General features: G+C 64.5%; 18 protein-coding genes. 4 read left to right on the forward strand and 14 right to left on the reverse strand.

What is annotated here, in order from left to right:
• The first annotated feature begins 41 nt into the window (after window positions 1-41).
• Window positions 42-950 (forward strand): LysR family transcriptional regulator, encoded by a 909-nt coding sequence (locus AC1D10_RS05045; RefSeq protein WP_477269252.1) that lies wholly within the window; start codon window positions 42-44, stop codon window positions 948-950.
• On the opposite strand, the gene AC1D10_RS05050 is transcribed toward AC1D10_RS05045, so the two are convergent.
• From AC1D10_RS05050 to AC1D10_RS05065, 4 genes are all read right to left on the reverse strand, one after another.
• The gene (locus tag AC1D10_RS05050) at window positions 914-2,089 is read right to left on the reverse strand and encodes an MFS transporter (RefSeq protein WP_477269254.1); all 1,176 of its coding nucleotides are present in this window, start codon (window positions 2,087-2,089) and stop codon (window positions 914-916) included. The genes AC1D10_RS05045 and AC1D10_RS05050 overlap by 37 nt on opposite strands.
• A gap of 262 nt (window positions 2,090-2,351) precedes the next feature.
• Window positions 2,352-2,660 carry a DUF1244 domain-containing protein gene (locus tag AC1D10_RS05055; protein WP_477269256.1) on the reverse strand — a complete coding sequence of 103 codons (309 nt, stop codon included), beginning with the start codon at window positions 2,658-2,660 and terminating at the stop codon, window positions 2,352-2,354.
• A gap of 18 nt (window positions 2,661-2,678) precedes the next feature.
• The gene (locus AC1D10_RS05060; protein WP_477269258.1) at window positions 2,679-3,476 is read right to left on the reverse strand and encodes an N-formylglutamate amidohydrolase; all 798 of its coding nucleotides are present in this window, start codon (window positions 3,474-3,476) and stop codon (window positions 2,679-2,681) included.
• Window positions 3,477-3,618: 142 nt separating this feature from the next.
• A complete protein-coding gene (locus tag AC1D10_RS05065) occupies window positions 3,619-3,807 on the reverse strand; it encodes a hypothetical protein (RefSeq protein WP_477269880.1) in 189 nt (62 codons plus the stop codon).
• Between AC1D10_RS05065 and AC1D10_RS05070 the strand changes: the two genes are divergently transcribed.
• Together AC1D10_RS05070 and pyk are read left to right on the forward strand one after the other, a co-directional pair.
• A complete protein-coding gene (locus AC1D10_RS05070) occupies window positions 3,722-4,210 on the forward strand; it encodes a DUF1036 domain-containing protein (protein WP_477269260.1) in 489 nt (162 codons plus the stop codon). The genes AC1D10_RS05065 and AC1D10_RS05070 overlap by 86 nt on opposite strands.
• Entirely contained in the window at window positions 4,207-5,646 is a 1,440-nt protein-coding gene (gene pyk / locus AC1D10_RS05075; protein ID WP_477269262.1) for a pyruvate kinase, read from the forward strand. The genes AC1D10_RS05070 and pyk overlap by 4 nt, the downstream gene beginning before the upstream one ends.
• Before the next feature lie 130 nt (window positions 5,647-5,776).
• Here pyk and AC1D10_RS05080 read toward each other — a convergent pair whose 3' ends face one another.
• From AC1D10_RS05080 to ykgO, 3 genes are all read right to left on the reverse strand, one after another.
• Window positions 5,777-6,844, reverse strand: coding sequence for an alpha/beta fold hydrolase (locus AC1D10_RS05080; RefSeq protein ID WP_477269264.1), 1,068 nt, complete (start codon window positions 6,842-6,844; stop codon window positions 5,777-5,779).
• A 198-nt stretch (window positions 6,845-7,042) separates the two neighbouring features.
• A complete protein-coding gene (locus AC1D10_RS05085) occupies window positions 7,043-7,648 on the reverse strand; it encodes a tetratricopeptide repeat protein (RefSeq protein ID WP_477269266.1) in 606 nt (201 codons plus the stop codon).
• A 113-nt stretch (window positions 7,649-7,761) separates the two neighbouring features.
• Window positions 7,762-7,887, reverse strand: coding sequence for a type B 50S ribosomal protein L36 (gene ykgO / locus AC1D10_RS05090; RefSeq protein ID WP_006327841.1), 126 nt, complete (start codon window positions 7,885-7,887; stop codon window positions 7,762-7,764).
• 228 nt (window positions 7,888-8,115) lie between these two features.
• Here ykgO and AC1D10_RS05095 point away from each other — a divergent pair, with 228 nt between their 5' ends.
• Window positions 8,116-8,538 (forward strand): lysozyme inhibitor LprI family protein, encoded by a 423-nt coding sequence (locus AC1D10_RS05095; protein WP_477269268.1) that lies wholly within the window; start codon window positions 8,116-8,118, stop codon window positions 8,536-8,538.
• Between the two features lie 13 nt (window positions 8,539-8,551).
• Here the strand turns inward: AC1D10_RS05095 and AC1D10_RS05100 are convergent, their stop codons facing one another.
• From AC1D10_RS05100 to AC1D10_RS05130, 7 genes are all read right to left on the reverse strand, one after another.
• Window positions 8,552-9,628 carry a 5-(carboxyamino)imidazole ribonucleotide synthase gene (locus AC1D10_RS05100; protein WP_477269270.1) on the reverse strand — a complete coding sequence of 359 codons (1,077 nt, stop codon included), beginning with the start codon at window positions 9,626-9,628 and terminating at the stop codon, window positions 8,552-8,554.
• Window positions 9,625-10,122 (reverse strand): 5-(carboxyamino)imidazole ribonucleotide mutase, encoded by a 498-nt coding sequence (gene purE / locus AC1D10_RS05105; RefSeq protein WP_477269272.1) that lies wholly within the window; start codon window positions 10,120-10,122, stop codon window positions 9,625-9,627. Before purE ends, AC1D10_RS05100 begins: the two co-directional genes overlap by 4 nt.
• A 116-nt stretch (window positions 10,123-10,238) precedes the next feature.
• A complete protein-coding gene (locus AC1D10_RS05110; protein ID WP_477269274.1) occupies window positions 10,239-11,132 on the reverse strand; it encodes a ribokinase in 894 nt (297 codons plus the stop codon).
• On the reverse strand, window positions 11,129-12,004 hold the full coding sequence (locus tag AC1D10_RS05115; RefSeq protein WP_379095424.1) for a MurR/RpiR family transcriptional regulator: 876 nt from the start codon (window positions 12,002-12,004) through the stop codon (window positions 11,129-11,131). Before AC1D10_RS05115 ends, AC1D10_RS05110 begins: the two co-directional genes overlap by 4 nt.
• The gene (locus AC1D10_RS05120; RefSeq protein ID WP_477269276.1) at window positions 12,001-12,969 is read right to left on the reverse strand and encodes an ABC transporter permease; all 969 of its coding nucleotides are present in this window, start codon (window positions 12,967-12,969) and stop codon (window positions 12,001-12,003) included. Before AC1D10_RS05120 ends, AC1D10_RS05115 begins: the two co-directional genes overlap by 4 nt.
• 9 nt (window positions 12,970-12,978) lie before the next feature.
• On the reverse strand, window positions 12,979-14,493 hold the full coding sequence (locus tag AC1D10_RS05125; RefSeq protein ID WP_477269278.1) for a sugar ABC transporter ATP-binding protein: 1,515 nt from the start codon (window positions 14,491-14,493) through the stop codon (window positions 12,979-12,981).
• Window positions 14,494-14,576: 83 nt separating this feature from the next.
• Complete coding sequence (locus tag AC1D10_RS05130) at window positions 14,577-15,635, reverse strand: sugar ABC transporter substrate-binding protein (protein ID WP_477269280.1); 1,059 nt, start codon at window positions 15,633-15,635, stop codon at window positions 14,577-14,579.
• Window positions 15,636-15,668: the final 33 nt, after the last annotated feature.

Raw genomic sequence — 15,668 nt, forward strand, 5'->3', positions numbered from 1 at the left:
TGGAAATTGACTATGGATGGGGTTCTGATAGTCAGAAATGAATGACTGAAATCGACTGGAATCTGATCAAGAGTTTCGTCACCGTGGCGGAAACCGGCAGCCTGTCGGCGGCCGCGCGAAAGCTCTCGGCAAGTCAGCCGACGCTCGGCCGTCACATCGGCGAGCTCGAACAGGCGCTGGGTGTCACGCTGTTCCGGCGTGGGCGGCGCGGCTATGAACTGACGGAAGCCGGCAGCACGCTGTTCGAGCGCGGCAAGGCGGTCAGCGAGCAGGCAAGCGCCTTTTCATTGCTCGCGCTGGGTTCGGTCGAGGCGATCGAAGGTACGGTGCGCATCGCTGCCAGCGAGGTGGTCGCGGCCTATGTGCTGCCGGAGATGACGACGCGGCTCGGTATCGAGGAGCCCGGCATCGAGGTCGAGATCGTTGCTTCGAACCAGGTCGAGAACCTGTTGCGTCGCGACGCCGACATCGCCATCCGCATGGTCAAGCCGGCGCAGAATGAGCTGACGGCGCGCAAGGTCTGCGATATTCCGCTCTGCGCCTGCGCGGCCAGATCTTATCTCGACAGGCGCGGCCGCCCGCTGGAGCCCGCCGACCTTGTCAACCACGACCTGGTCGGCTTCGACCGCAGCGATGACATTATCCGAGGCTTTACCCAGTATGGCATTCCCGTCGCCCGCGGCAGTTTCCGCTTCAGGGCCGATAACCAGATTGTCTTGTGGGAGGCGGTGCGGGCGGGAAACGGCATCGGTCTCGGCCAGGAGCCGCTGGCCGACCGTGATCCATCGGTGGAGAAACTGCTGCCTGGCCTGCCACTGCCGGTGCTGCCGGTGTGGCTGGCCATGCATCGCGACGTGCGCACCAGCGTGCGCATCCGCCGCGTGGCGGATTTTCTCTACGAGGAACTGAAGCGCTATTCGGCCGGCGCGGCCGCGAATTCGGCGCGGTGAGCGAGCCCGGCCATCAGCAACACGACGATCAGCAGTCCCGACATGGCAATGAAGATCGGGCCGAAGCTTGAATGTTCGGCAACGAAGCCGATCGCTGACGGCGCCACCAGAATGCCGGAGTAACCCATGGTGGTGACGACGCTCATGCCGGTGCCCGACGACATGCCTTCCTGATTACCGCCGGCCGAGAAGATGATCGGCACCATGTTGGCGATGCCGAAGCCGCACAAGGCAAAGGCCGCGATGGCGAGCCAGGGCGAGGGTGACAGGCCGGCCACCAGCATGCCGGCGGCAGCGACGATCGCCGAGCCGCGCAGCGTCGTCACCGCGCCGAAGCGATTGCGGACGCCGTCGCCAAAGAAACGCATGATCGCCATGACGCCGGAGAAGGCAGCGTATGCGAGGCCGGCAATGGCGAGGTCGGCGCCGAGCTCCTGCCGCAGATATAGCGCCGCCCAGTCGAGCACCGCGCCCTCGGAGATCATCGTCAGCAGCGCCATCAAGCCGACGAGGTAGACCAGCGGGTTTGCCGGCAGCGTGAATTTATGATGCTCGGCCGCCTGCGGCCTGTCCTCGCCGACCAGATGGCCAACCGCCACCGCGATCACAGCGAAGGCAAGCGCCGTCACCACGGCTGCGTGGGTGAGGTGGCCATAGTTCTGGATGGCGAAGCCGCCAAGCGCGCCGCCGGCGAAGCCACCAAGGCTCCAGAAGCCGTGCGAGGACGACATGATGGCGCGGGAGAGCCGCCGTTCGACCACCACCGCATTGGCATTCATGGCGACATCCATGCCGCCGATCGAGCCGCCGAAGACGAACATGGCGATGGCCGCCAGCGGCACGTTGGGCGCCAGCGCCACGACCAGCAGGCCGAGGCTGCCGCAGAGACCGAACCAGCGCAGCACGCTGCGCGAACCGTGTTTCGAGATCAGATGGCCACACCAGGTCATGGCGGTGACGGCGCCGGCGCCGAACAGCAGGATCAGCAGGCCGAGCGTGAACTTCGTGATCTCCAGCCTGGTCAGGAACACCGGGATCTGCGGCGCCCAGCTGCCGGTCAGGAAGCCGTTGGCGAGGAAAATAGCCGCCACGGCCCATCGTCCGCGAATGGCAGTCAGCATGGCATTTGACGCGTTCATAAGGCGAATCCGGTCCGAAAATGGCTTCCGGCGGCAAATTAGATCGATTCAATTTACAGTCAAGCACTCTCTCGGGGAAAGCGTTTGGGCCAAACCTGGCCCTTGGAAGCGATCGAGGGGTATCCGGGTTGAACGAGTGCGGTTCATCGTTTCACGGAAAACGCCGAACCGCTCTATCTCTTTGTTTTGACGCAATTCCCCAAGGGAAAGCGCTACGCACTTTTTCCGGGAAAACCGTTTCACACTTTTCCTGGAAATTGCTCTAGTGGTCCCGGGGCCGCCTTGCCTCGAATTCGGCCTTCTTGGCGTCCGAGGCTTCGGTCTGGTTGAGCGCCTGCCACTCGGTATAGGGCATGCCGTAGACGATCTCGCGCGACTGGTCCTTGCCGAGGTCGACGCCGTCGGCATTGGCTGCTTCGCGATACCAGTTCGACAGGCAGTTGCGGCAGAAGCCGGCGAGGTTCATCAGGTCGATGTTCTGCACGTCGTTGCGCTCGCGCAGATGCTCGACCAGGCGGCGAAAGGCGGCAGCCTCGAAATCGCGCTTCTGCTCGTCGCTGAGTTCGGTCATCGAAACCTCCTTGCGGCTCTAAATCGGCCCGGTGCGGGAGCCGAATTGCTTGACCACATGTATATCGGGACGGTGGTCGATCGCGTCAACGATCGGCGCCAACCGCTGCGCCCACGCGATCGCGCCCTTCTGGTCTGATATCAGGTCCTGGCGGATCTCGATCAGCACATGGGCGAAGCCATTGACGATGGCGTGCTTGTACATGGTGTCACCGCGCAAGGCGCCGTCATAGGGTTCGTTGTCGCCGACCACGAGGCTCTTGTCGGCGGCCAACATGTCGATCAGCGGCCGAGCCACCCGGTCATCCAGATCCCACAGGATGCCGACATGCCAGGGACGTTGGATCCCTTGCATGGCCGGGGTGAAGGAATGCACAGAGAAGATGAAGGGCGACTGGGCGGAGGCCTGCGCGACCGAGGCGATCATGGCGCCGACGGCGTCGTGATAGGGCCGGTAGAAGCGGTCGAGCCGTCTTTCGCGCTCCGCGGCAGTAATCGGGTAATTCCCGGGCACAACGGTGCCGTCGTAAAGTTGGCGAATGAGCGTCGGGTCATCTTCGCCGCGATTGGGATCGATCAGCAGTCGCGAAAAATTGGCCAACACCGCCGGCACGCCGAGCAGAGCAGCCAGTTCGCGCGTCACCGCCTCGACGCCGATGTCATAGGCGATGTGGCGATCGAATTCCGCCGGCGGCAGGCCGAGGCTGCCATAGTCCTCCGGCAGGTCGCGGCGGGCATGGTCGCCCAACAGCACAATGCCTCGCTTGCGGTCGCCTTCGACGATGTCGACAGGCGCGAAAACTGTGGATCGGGTCATTGGCTGGAAATGGTCTGTTCGCTGGCTTCCGGGGAGGGTGCTATCGTCATTCCACGAAGACGACGCTTGCGCAATGCCGTTGTTTGGCCAAGGTTTCTGCGGAAATCTGGCAGAAGTCGGCGAATTGTGCGCCGGAGCCTTTCTAAATCGATTGGAATTGAACAAAACGGTGCGTTGACATGCGCCCGGACTTTTCCGAAAAGGGGCGCAGAGAGATGCTGATGTGGTTCTTGAGGGGTTTTCGGATGGTTTCCGCCGGCAGGCAGCGCATGCGCTCTGCCTTTGCCATGCCGCTCCTGACCCTTGCCGTGGGCCTGTCGGCGATGGTCATGGCCCCGCCGGCGCGTGCCGATTTCCGTGTCTGCAACGCCACGCAGAACCTGGTCGGCGTCGGTATCGGCTATCGCGCCAAGGCCGGCTGGATCACCGAGGGCTGGTGGCACATCGAGGGATCGACTTGCAAAACGCTGATCGAAGGGCCGCTGTCATCAAGGTTTTACTATCTTTATGCAGAAGACGCCGAGCGCGGTGGACGCTGGGACGGCCCGATCAACATGTGCGTGGCTGAAAAAGAGTTCAAGATCGCCGGCGTAACCGACTGCGTCGCCCGGGGCTTCCAGCGCGCCGGATTCCAGGAATATGACACGGGCGAACAGGCAAGCTGGATGGTCCAGCTGACCGATGAGCCCGCAACGGGAGGCGCTCCAGCCGCCCCGGGAACAAACAGTCAATGAGACGTAGCCGCAAGGTCAAGATCCTAGCCACCATCGGTCCGGCCTCTTCTTCCGAAGAGATGCTGAAGAAATTGTTCGAAGCGGGCGCCGATGTGTTCCGCATCAATATGAGCCATACCGACCATGAGCTGATGCGCACGCTGGTCGGACGCATCCGCGCCGTCGAGGAAGCGGTCGGCCGGCCGATCGGTATCCTGGCTGACCTGCAAGGCCCGAAGCTGCGCGTCGGCAAGTTCGCCAATGGCAAGGAAGTGCTGACCGTCGGCCAGACCTTCACGCTCGACGACAATCCGGAGCCCGGCACATCGACCAGGGTCTATCTGCCACATCCCGAAATCCTGAGTTCGGTCGAAGCCGGTCATCGCTTGCTGATCGACGACGGCAAGCTCGAATTGAAGGCGGTGAGAAGCGGCGACGGCAAGTCGATCGTCTGCACGGTCATTGCCGGCACCACGATTTCCGACAAGAAAGGCGTCAGCCTGCCCGACACCGATCTGCCGGTCGGCGCGCTGACCGAGAAGGACCGCAAGGACCTCGATGCCGTGCTGTCCACGGGCGTCGACTGGGTGGCGCTGTCGTTCGTGCAGCGGCCGGAGGATCTGGCCGAAGCGCGCAAGATCGCGCGCGGCCGGGCGCTGATCATGGCCAAGATCGAGAAGCCGCAGGCGGTTGCCCGGCTGGCCGAGATCATCGAGCTGTCCGACGCGCTGATGGTCGCCCGCGGCGATCTCGGTGTCGAGATGCCGCTCGAGGCGGTGCCCGGCATCCAGAAGCAGATCACGCGCGCCGCGCGCCGCGCCGGCAAGCCGGTGGTGGTGGCGACGCAGATGCTGGAATCGATGATCACAGCCCCCGTGCCGACCCGTGCCGAGGTGTCGGATGTTTCGATCGCCGTCTTCGAAGGCGCGGACGCCATCATGCTGTCGGCGGAGTCCGCCGCCGGCGCCTATCCGGTCGAAGCGGTGGCGATGATGGACCGCATTGCCACCAAGGTCGAAACCGATCCGACCTATGCCGGTATCATCAACGCGCAGCGCTCCGAGCCGGAAGCGACCGGCGCCGATGCCATTTCGCTGGCCGCCCGCGAAATCGCCGAGACGCTGAAACTGTCGGCGATCATCACCTACACGGCGTCCGGCAACACCGGCCTGCGCGCCGCCCGCGAGCGTCCGCAAGTGCCGATCATCGCGCTGTCGCCGATCCTCAACACGGCGCGGCGGCTGTCGCTGCTGTGGGGCACGCATTGTGTCGTCTCCCCCGATGCCAGCGACCTCGACGACATGGTCAACCGCGCCTGTCGCATCGCCTTCGACGAAGGTTTCGGCAAGCCGGGCGACCGCGTCATCATCACCGCCGGCGTGCCGCTGAGGACACCGGGTTCGACCAACATGCTGCGCATCGCCTATGTCGGATCGGACGTGCAGGCCAGCCGGTAAACGGGGTCGCCTGAACCACGAGAGCGGTTCATCGTTTCACGGAAACGCAGAACCGCTCTATCTCCTTGTTTTGACGCAATTCCGGACGGAAAACCCTTACACACTTTTCCTGGATTTGCTCCAGGCGTGATCAGGTCGGCGCGAGTTCGGCCTGCGGCACCTTGATGTCGGCGCATCTGCCGGCGCCGTAAGCGTCGCCGGCGATGCGCGCCTCCACTGGCCCGGCCAGCGCCTGCAGATCGATATCCTTGCCGGCGACCTTCTCGATGGCGCCGACGACGAGGTCGGGCGCGATCCAGTCCGGCTTGTGGCCGAGATTGTGCACCCAGACGAGTTCGGCGCCGGCTATGTCGCGGACGAGGCCGACCGAATGAATCTCCGCATAGACGACCTTGTCGCGGTCGCCCGAAATGACCACGGTCGGCGTCTTGATCTCGTTGTAGTGCGAGGCGGCGCCAAGCGCATAGCGGTAGAGCCCGGCGACATCGGTGGCGTTGGCGCGAAACGCCGATGGCCGCAGCACCAGCGGGATCGAGCCCAGGCTGAGATAATTGTCCGGCACCTTGTTGGGCGAGAACACGCAGGTCGTGGCATCAGCCATCTGCAGCGTTCCCGCCGGATAGGCCAGCGTCTCGGAAAACAGCCAGCCGATCACCGGAATGGTCGTCAGATCATAATACCAGGAGGTTGCGCCGCCTGGCCAGGGATGGGTCGCCGGCGCGAGGAAGACCAGCCCGAGCGTTTTGTCCGGATGCTCGTGGCCAAAGGCCGTGGTCACCGCGCCGCCGAAGGAATGGCCGACGATGACAGCCTTTTTCATGCCGAGATGGTCCATCAGGGCGGCGATGGTGTTGGTCTGGGCCGACGGATCCTCGTTGTTGCCCGGGCCGCGCCCCGACCAGCCGAACCCCGGCCGGTCGAAGAACAGCATTTCGGCGCGGCCTTCGAGCAGCGGCCGCAACGGCAGCATCTGATCCCTGAGATTGGCGCTGGCGCCGTGGATGAAGACGATCGGCGGCAGGTCTGCATTGGCCGGCGCCGGAACATGGACATAGTGGATGCGGGCGCCCCCGATGTCGGCAAAGTCGCCGATCGACGGATTTCGCCGCTCGATCAGCCACGAGCCGACGCGGGTGACGGCGACAAGGCCAAAGACAAGCGCCATCAGGAAGGCGAGGGCAGCGTAGATCAGGTTCATGCGGGGGAAATACGGGCTGGAGGTGAGTTAGTTCTGGGTATGCCTGATATTTTCAAGGTGAGGCCGGCCTGCGACGGGGCGTCCTGTGCTCCCGGTGCTCACGTACCCAAAAGTACGCCCCGCTCCGGTTCTCGGACACCGCCATTCTCGGCTCGGCCTGACCTGAATCTCAGCATGCCCCGGCGGGAGATCGGGCCATCAAATACCTTCGCCGGCAAGCTCTTCCGAAATCGTGGCGACCTGGTCCTGGGCGCTGCGCATCATCGGATAGATGGCCAGCACCTTCTGCCAGGCCTCGAGCGCCGATTGCTTGTGGCCGGTCAGGGCCATGATCTGCGCCAGGCCGGACAGCGCACCGAAATGGCGCGGCTCGAGCTGCAGTGTGTGGTCGATGTCGGACATCGACTTGCCGAAGTTCTTCATCATGAAATGCACGGTGGCGCGCCGGTTCCAGCCTTCGGCATAGGTCGGCTGCAAGGTCACCACCTGGTCAAGGAAATCGAGCGCGACGTCGAACTTCTGGCCCTCGATGGCCTTTTGCGACCATTGCATCATCAGGTCGATCGAGGCGCTGCCGGATTGGGACCACTCGTTCCAGATGTTGCCGGCAATGCGCTCGGCCGCCTTTTCGTTGCGCTCGCGCTTCAGGTCGCTGAACAGCTGGTCGAGGCGGGCCTGCTTCGTCGTCGCCACCGGCGGCGCGTCCGGAGCGGCCGGTGGCGCGACTGCGTCATCCGCCCGCGCCGGCAAGGACATGGCGCCGGAAAGAAGCAGGGCTGTTAAGAATGCAAAAAGAATCCGCATCGCCGGACTCTAGTCCCGGGCGGCGGAACGTCAAACTGAATTTGGCGTGAAAGGCTGGCAGGGCCAGCAACAAGCATCAACTGGGCGGAGGCAACACGCCTCCGGCCGCAAACTCAGCCCTGGCGTGCCTTGTAGCGCGGGGCGGTCTTGTTGATGATGTAGACGCGGCCCTTGCGGCGAACCAGCTGGTTGTCGCGGTGACGCGCCTTCAGCGCCTTGAGCGAATTCTTGATCTTCATGGTCTTGCCTGTCGGTGTGGACCCATCCGGGTCGAAATTTTAAGGCGCGCCAGAAGACGCGCCTTTGAACTGTGGGTGGCTCATAAACGAGGAGCCTTGTCCGTGTCAACCGCAAGCATGCCTCGCCTCCCCATATCATCAAATATCCGCCATGTCGGCCTTGCGGCATTGCTCGGCCTTAAGCCGGCTGGGATGATGCGGCCGCCGTGAAGTGATTTGGGGATGACCATGCGCCTGATGTTGCTGTCCGCCTGCCTTGTCTTGCTGGCGGGGGCTTCGGTCGCCCGCGCGCAGGAATGCGACCGCGGCGACGACAGCCAGCAGATGATGAACGTCTGCGCCGGCGAGGATTACCAGGCGGCCGACGCCAGGCTGAACAAGGCCTACCAGGATCTCATCAGCTCGGATGACGCTGACAGCAAGAGACTGCTGCAGGCGGCGCAACGGGCGTGGATCACCTTTCGCGACGCCGAATGCGCTCATTCCACCGCAGCCAGCGTGGGCGGCTCGATCCATTCGATGGAAGTTTCACAGTGCCTGACCAGGCTGACCAATGACCGCATCAAGCAGCTCGCTGCCGCGGCCAATTGCGAAGAAGGGGACGCGAGTTGCGCCACTCCCGACGAGGACGAGGGCGTCGACGTGCAATAGAGCGTTTCTCAGGTCAGGAGCGAAGGCTGATCCGGGTGAAATGGCCCATCTTGCGGCCGGGGCGCGCCTCGGCCTTGCCGTAGAGATGCAGCAACAGATCGGGCTCGGCGAGAAGCTTCGGGACACGCAGCACATCGTCGCCGATCAGATTTTCCATCACGCAGTCGGAATGGCGGTCCGGGCTTCCAAGCGGCAGACCGGCGACGGCGCGGATGTGCTGCTCGAACTGCGAAACGATGCAGGCGGCTTCGGTCCAATGGCCGGAATTGTGGACGCGAGGCGCGATCTCGTTGGCCAGCAGCGAGCCGTCAGCCAGCACGAAGAACTCGACGCCGATGACGCCGACATAGTTGAGCGCCGACAATATCTTCGATGCCGCTGCTCGTGCCGCTTCCGCCGTTTCGGGCTTTATGGCAGCGGGCAAGGTCGATGTATGGAGAATGCCGTTGCGGTGGACATTCTCGGCCGGATCGTAGGCGGCGACCACGCCGTCCAGCCCACGCGCGGCGATCACCGAAATCTCGCGCTCGAACGGCACGAAGCTTTCGAGGATCAGCGGCACATTGCCCATCGCCTCGCAGGTGCCGGCAAAGCCGCCCGCTTCCATGTTGCGGAAGACACGTTGGCCCTTGCCGTCATAGCCCATGCGCCGGGTCTTCAAGATGCCGCTGCCGCCGAACGCCTTCAGCGCCACCGTCAGCTCGTCGTCATTGCCGACCGGGCGGAAATCCGCCGTGGCAATGCCGATGCCATTGAGGAATGTCTTCTCGCTTACCCGGTCCTGCGCCACATCAAGCGCGCGCGCCGGCGGATAGACCGGAACCTTGGCGGCAAGTGCGCTGGCGGCCGCAACCGGAACGTTCTCGAACTCGTAGGTGATGACGGAACTTGCCGCCGCCAGCTCGGCAAGAGCGGCCGGGTCGTCATAGGCGGCTGTTATCTGTCGGTTGGCGACCTGTGCTGCCGGGCAATCCGGCTGCGGCTCCAGCACCACCGAGCGGTAGCCGAGCCGGGCGGCGGCCATCGCCAGCATGCGGCCGAGCTGACCGCCGCCAATGATGCCGATGGTCGATCCGGCGGGCAGGCTCATGGCGTTTCCGTCGGTTCGGTTGCGACCTTGGCGGTCTGCGCGGCGCGCCAGGCATCCAGCCGCGTGGCAAGCTTGTTGTCGTAGAGTGCCAGCACGGCGGCAGCCAGCAGCGCTGCGTTGGTGGCGCCAGCCTTGCCGATGGCCAGCGTACCCACGGGAATGCCGGCCGGCATCTGGACGATTGAGAGCAGCGAATCCTGCCCGGAGAGCGCCTTCGATTCCACCGGCACGCCGAGCACCGGCAGCGGCGTCATCGCCGCCGTCATGCCTGGCAGGTGCGCCGCACCGCCGGCGCCAGCAATGATCACCTTGTAACCGGCCGCCTTGGCACCCTTGGCAAAATCATAGAGCCGGTCTGGTGTGCGATGCGCGGAGACGATCAGCCGCTTGTGCGGGATGCCCAGTGCCTCCAGCGTTTCGGCGGCGTGGCGCATGGTCGCCCAGTCGGACTGGCTGCCCATGATGATGGCGACGTCGGCGCGTTGATCGTCCAAGTCCTTGCTCCCCGGCGACAAACGCGCGCCTTAGCGGAATTCGGGCGGTGCCGCAAGGATACGTGGCCGTCGCTGTCGTTCGGCAAGGCGAAAAGTGCTCCCCGGGAGCCGAGATATCAGACGCCGGCGCGCTCGGCTTCGGGTGTGGAGACCAGCAAGGCCGAAGCGGCGTTGGCGGCGGTGACCGCCGCCCGCATGACCTCGCCACGGGCAAGCGCCGCGGCCAGCGCGCCGACGAATTCGTCGCCCGCACCATGCGTGCTAACGACCTTGACGGGGATGGCCGGCAACGCGAAGGCCCCACCGCTCCGGTCGCAGCAGGCGACGCCCTCGCCGCCCGCCGTAACGATTGCTGTCGGGCAGAGATCGACCAGACGCCGCGCCGCCTGTGAAGCGCCTTCCAGTGTTTCGACCACCGCCAGGCCAGCCAGGAATTCCGCCTCGATGGCGTTGACCACCAGGATGTCGACGAGCGCGATCAACTCGCCGGAGAGTTTGCGCGCGGGGGCGGCGTTGAGCAGAATGCGGCCACCCTGTGCCTTTACCGCGCGTGCAGCGGCAATGTTGGCGGCTTCCGGTACCTCGTTCTGCAAAAGCAGCACGGAAGTTTTTGCTACCGCATCGGAGGCAGCCGCGATGTCCTTGTCACCCAGCGTCAAATTGCTGCCGGAGACGATCACTGCGCCATAGTCGCCGCCTTCATCGAAGATCGCCACGCTCATGCCGGAGCCGGCGCCCGGCGCCACCCGAACGAAGCGGCGGTCGACGCCGGCACGATCGAGATTGGTCAGCAGCGCCGTGCCGAAATCATCGTCGCCAACCGCGCCGATCATCGCCGCGCGCATACCGGCCCTCGCCACCGAGACCGCCTGGTTGCCGCCCTTGCCGCCGCATTTCGGGTGCCAGGCATGGCCGGTCACGGTCTCGCCCTTGCGTGGGCGGTCGGGGGCGTCGACCATGATATCGTAGTGCAGGCTGCCGAACACGGTGACCAGCGGCGTTGTCCTCATGAGCCCCGGTCTTTTCGTTTCGATGCCACCGCCGACATGGTGCGACCGAGATTGCGCTCCGCCGCCTGATAGTCGCGCTGGGCCACTGCCACGAACAATGCGTCGAGGATGTTAAGCTGGGCGATGCGCGCCGCCGCGTTCTCCCCCATCAGCGGCGAGCCCTGTGCAGTCGAGCACAGCACGATGTCGGCGACCGCGGCCAGCGGCGAGTTGTCGTAATTGGTGATGGCCAGTGTCCGGGCGCCGTTCTTGCGGGCCAGCTGAATGGCGTCGATGACGGCTGACGTGTTGCCTGAATGCGAGAAGCCGACAGCGATGTCGTCCGCGCCGAGCAGCGAGGCCGACATCAGCATCATGTGCGAATCGTCGTAGACCGATGCGCGTATGCCGATGCGCAGGAATTTGTGCGAGACGTCGCGCGCGATCTGTGCCGAACCGCCGACGCCGTAGAAGTCGCGATTCGCTGCGCGGTAGAGCAGATCGGCGGCACGGTCGAAATCCTCGATGTCGAGGATGGCCAGCGTTTCCTCCAGCGCCTGGATGGAGGTGCGGAACACCTTCTGCACGATCTCGGCCGAACTGTCATCGGACGACAGTTCCTGGTGCATTTCGGCGGTCGGCAGGCGGCTGTATTCATAGACGGCGGTGCGGAAGTCCCGATAGCCGGAGAAGCCGAGCTTCTTGGCGATCTTGACGACCATCGCTTCCGACACGCCGGATTCCTCGGCGATCTGCTTCAGCGGAATGCTCTCGTCAAAGCCGCGTCGGCCAAAGACGGTTTCCACCACCTTTGCCTCCAGCGGGGTGAGATGCGGCATCATCATGCGGATGCGCGGTCCTACCGCTTTCAGGTCCAGCCCGCTCAAGGTCATCCACGCCCCCTCGTCACACGATCGATAAGCATCGCGGCGAGGATTATAAGACCAGTTGCCAGAAGCTGATAGAAGGACTGCACGTTCATCAGCGTCAAACCGTTGCGCATGGCGCCGAGGATGACGGCGCCCAGAATGGTGCCGACGACGCTGCCCTTGCCGCCCATCAGCGAGGCGCCGCCGATGGCTGCGGCAGCGATGGCGTCCAGCTCCCAGAGATTGCCGAGGATGGGTTCGGCGGCACCCAGCCGGCCAATCAGGATCTGCGCGGCAAGGGCCGCCAGCAGCCCGGAGATCATGTAGGCGGCGATCTTGGTGCGGGCGATCGGAACGCCGGCAATATAGGCGGCCTCCTCATTGCCACCGACGGCAAGCAGATATTCGCCGAAGGGCGTCTTCTTCAAAACGACCCAGGCGACGACAGCGACGCCGGCAACGATGATGACCGCCAGCGGCAACCCGAACAGCGAGCCGTTGAAGATGGCGCGGAAGCCTGGCGGAAGGCCGAGCACCGGATTGCCGCCGGTGTAGATCAGCGCCAGCGCCCGGTAGGTGCTGAGCGTTCCCAATGTGACGATGAAGGGCTGCAGCCCGACATAGGCGACGAGCACGCCGTTGACGAGACCGCAGGCGAGGCCAATGGCAAAGCCGGCGGTGATGGCGAGCGGAAACGGCACCCCGGCAACCAGCATCGAGGCCGAGATGACGGCCGAGAGTGCCGCCGTCGGCCCAACCGACAGGTCGATGCCGCCGGAGATGATGACCAGCGTCATGCCTAGCGCCAGGCAGGCATTGATGCTTGACTGCTGCAGGATGTTGATCAGGTTGCGTTCGGCGAAGAAGCCGGGCACCAGCGCGCCAAAGACGGCCAGGATCACGACAAGGCCGATCAGCGTGCCGGCGTCGCGCATGGAAAACGCGCGCAGGAATTCGGCCCGTGGCTGGACAAGAGTGGTATCCGACATATCCGTCACCTACTGCCTTGCCGGCTCTGCGGCCGGCGTTTGCGTTTGCGGGATGGCGTGCGCCGCGATCGCCTGTTCGCTGATGTCGGTTCTGTCGAGTTCGGCGGCGATCGTGCCGTCGCGCATGACCAGCACGCGGTCGGCAAGCCGGATCACCTCGGGAAGCTCGGAGGAGACGACGATCACAGAATGACCTTCGGCGGCGAGTTCCTCGATCAGGTGATAGATCTCCGCCTTGGCGCCGACATCGATGCCGCGCGTCGGCTCGTCGAACAAGAGGATGCGCGTGCCCGCCGCCAGCCAGCGGCCGATGATCGCCTTCTGCTGATTGCCGCCGCTGAACAGCCGGATCGGCCGGTCGAGCAGGAACGGCCGCAGATTGACGCGGCTCATCTTCTCGGCAGCAACCTGTTTCAGCCTGATGTGATCGATGACGCCGCGCGGCGCGAACACACCCATCGACGCCAGCGCCATGTTGCTGGTGATCGACCGCAGCGGCACGATGCCCTCGCGCTTGCGCTCTTCCGGCACCAGGCCGATGCCTGCGGCAATCGCGTCGCGTGGGCTGGAAAATCGCGTCGCTCTGCCGTCGATTGCAATCGTACCGGCGGATGCGCGGTCGACGCCGGCCAGAAGGCGCAGCAGTTCGGTGCGCCCTGAGCCGACGAGACCGGCAATGCCGAGCACCTCGCCACGGTGCAGGTCGAACGAAACGTCGCGGACTTTCGTGGCCGAGGCCAGGCCGCGCACGCTCAGCGTGATCTCGCGGGAGGCATGGGAGCTATGGTGCTCCTGTGCCAGCTCGCGGCCGACCATCATCGCCACGACCGCTTTCTCCGACAGGCTTGCCAGATCGACGGAATCGACAACGACACCGTCGCGCATGATGGTGGCGCGCCCGCAGATGCCGAACACCTCGTCCAGCTTGTGCGAGACATAGACAACCGCCACGCCGTCACGCGCGAGCCCTGTGATGACTTCGGCGAGGCGCTCGAACTCGCTCGGCGTCAGGCTCGATGTCGGCTCGTCCATGGCGACGATGCGGGCGCGGTCGAGCAGCGCGCGGGCGATCTCGACGATCTGCCGCTGTGCCACCTTCAGAGTGCCTAGGGGTGCAGCCGGATCGATGGAAGGATCTATTGCAGCAAGAGCGTCGGCGGCGCGGCGCTCCTGCTCTCGTCGGGCGACGAAGATGCCGCCGCGGGTCAGCGGATGGCCGAGAAACATGTTCTGGGCGACGCTGAGGCGCGGCACCTGCTGCAGTTCCTGATGGATCATCGCGACGCCCGCCGCGCGCGCCGCCACCGGATTGGCGAGCGTGACCGGCTTGCCGTCGATAAGGACGCTTCCTGCCGTCGGCCTGTAGACGCCCGACAGAATGCGCAGCAGCGTCGACTTGCCGGCGCCGTTCTCGCCGAGCAGCCCGTGGATTTCACCGGCTCCGACCGAGAAGGACACGTCGTTGAGCGCACGCACGGCCGGAAACAGCTTGGAAATGCCTGCGAATTGCAGTCGGGGTGACATGAGGTTCTATTCTCCGGGGAAGGATGCCAGCCGCGAGCGAAGTGCTCTGGCCGGCACCCGCCGCCCGGCCCTATCCTTTTGTCCTACTGGCCCGCCGCGGCGTCCTCGAGCAGTGCCTTGCGCACGGCGTCGCCCGCGCCGGAATAGCGGTCGGCATTGTCCTTGGTGATCAGCGCCTGCGGCGTGGCCACGACACGGGGCAGCTTCTGCCCGGCGACCAGCCTCAGCGCCGTTTCCAGCGCCACCTCGCCGGTCAGCACCGGGAAACTGTCGACAGTGCCGGTCAGTTCGCCAGCGCGGATCGAGGCATAGGCGTCGGAGATGCCGTCTGTGCCGAACACTGCAACCTTGTCCTGCAGGCCGGCGGCTTTGACCGCTTCGACGATGCCCAGCGCCATGCCGTCATTGTTGGCATAGAAGCCGATCAGGTCGGGGTGCTGCTGCAGGATGTTGGTGGCCGCGTCATAGGAGGTCTGGCGGTCCCAGTTGCCGGGAACACTGGCGACGACCTCGAACTTGCCGGACTCGCTAATGGTGGTCTTGAAGCCGTCGGTGCGCTGTACCGCGGCGTAGACGCCGGCCTGGCCTTCAACGATGGCGACCTTGCCGCCATTCGGACGGTTCTTGATGAACCATTTGGCGACGCGCACGCCATTGTCGCGCTGGACATTGCCGACATAGTGTTCGGCTTGCGGGATGACTGCGTCGTTGACATTGACAACCGGCACATTGGCGGCTTTGGCCTGTTCCATGATCGGCTGCAGATTGGCGTCCGTCTGCGGCGAGACGAGCAGCACGTTGTAGCCTTGCGTCACCAAGCCCTCGGCGATGGTGAGCTGGCCGAGCTGATCGCCTTCGCTCTGCGCCGCCTGATAGACGACGGGCACGCCGACCTTGTCGCCGAATGCCTTGTAGCCCTCACCGAGCGAGCGCCAGTATTCATTGGTCAGCGTCTTGGAGACGGCGCCGGCCTTGGTGCCGTCGGGCAGCTTGGGCAATGCACCGAACTTGGTCTCGACCTGCGACCAGTCGATGCGGTCCTTCTCGGTATCGGAATTGAGCGGTGCAAGCTCGGCTGAAAAGGCCGAGCCGATCGACAGCGCCATCAAGGCAGCGGCGGTGGTGGCTAACAGAAATTTCATTGCATTCCTCCCTTGTTGAAAAACGGTGGCCTT

The organism is Mesorhizobium sp. P2_A8 (assembly GCF_056404935.1).

Coding starts and splice junctions, on each gene's coding strand:
- AC1D10_RS05070 (WP_477269260.1), top strand. CDS start 3,722: ATGGTTTCCGCCGGCAGGCAGCGCATGCGCTCTGCCTTTGCCATGCCG.
- AC1D10_RS05055 (WP_477269256.1), bottom strand. CDS start 2,660: ATGACCGAACTCAGCGACGAGCAGAAGCGCGATTTCGAGGCTGCCGCC.
- AC1D10_RS05125 (WP_477269278.1), bottom strand. CDS start 14,493: ATGTCACCCCGACTGCAATTCGCAGGCATTTCCAAGCTGTTTCCGGCC.
- AC1D10_RS05115 (WP_379095424.1), bottom strand. CDS start 12,004: ATGACCTTGAGCGGGCTGGACCTGAAAGCGGTAGGACCGCGCATCCGC.
- ykgO (WP_006327841.1), bottom strand. CDS start 7,887: ATGAAGATCAAGAATTCGCTCAAGGCGCTGAAGGCGCGTCACCGCGAC.
- AC1D10_RS05110 (WP_477269274.1), bottom strand. CDS start 11,132: ATGAGGACAACGCCGCTGGTCACCGTGTTCGGCAGCCTGCACTACGAT.
- AC1D10_RS05050 (WP_477269254.1), bottom strand. CDS start 2,089: ATGAACGCGTCAAATGCCATGCTGACTGCCATTCGCGGACGATGGGCC.
- AC1D10_RS05095 (WP_477269268.1), top strand. CDS start 8,116: ATGCGCCTGATGTTGCTGTCCGCCTGCCTTGTCTTGCTGGCGGGGGCT.
- AC1D10_RS05065 (WP_477269880.1), bottom strand. CDS start 3,807: ATGACCATCGCCGACAGGCCCACGGCAAGGGTCAGGAGCGGCATGGCA.
- AC1D10_RS05060 (WP_477269258.1), bottom strand. CDS start 3,476: ATGACCCGATCCACAGTTTTCGCGCCTGTCGACATCGTCGAAGGCGAC.
- AC1D10_RS05080 (WP_477269264.1), bottom strand. CDS start 6,844: ATGAACCTGATCTACGCTGCCCTCGCCTTCCTGATGGCGCTTGTCTTT.
- AC1D10_RS05130 (WP_477269280.1), bottom strand. CDS start 15,635: ATGAAATTTCTGTTAGCCACCACCGCCGCTGCCTTGATGGCGCTGTCG.
- AC1D10_RS05120 (WP_477269276.1), bottom strand. CDS start 12,969: ATGTCGGATACCACTCTTGTCCAGCCACGGGCCGAATTCCTGCGCGCG.
- AC1D10_RS05085 (WP_477269266.1), bottom strand. CDS start 7,648: ATGCGGATTCTTTTTGCATTCTTAACAGCCCTGCTTCTTTCCGGCGCC.
- AC1D10_RS05045 (WP_477269252.1), top strand. CDS start 42: ATGACTGAAATCGACTGGAATCTGATCAAGAGTTTCGTCACCGTGGCG.
- AC1D10_RS05100 (WP_477269270.1), bottom strand. CDS start 9,628: ATGAGCCTGCCCGCCGGATCGACCATCGGCATCATTGGCGGCGGTCAG.
- pyk (WP_477269262.1), top strand. CDS start 4,207: ATGAGACGTAGCCGCAAGGTCAAGATCCTAGCCACCATCGGTCCGGCC.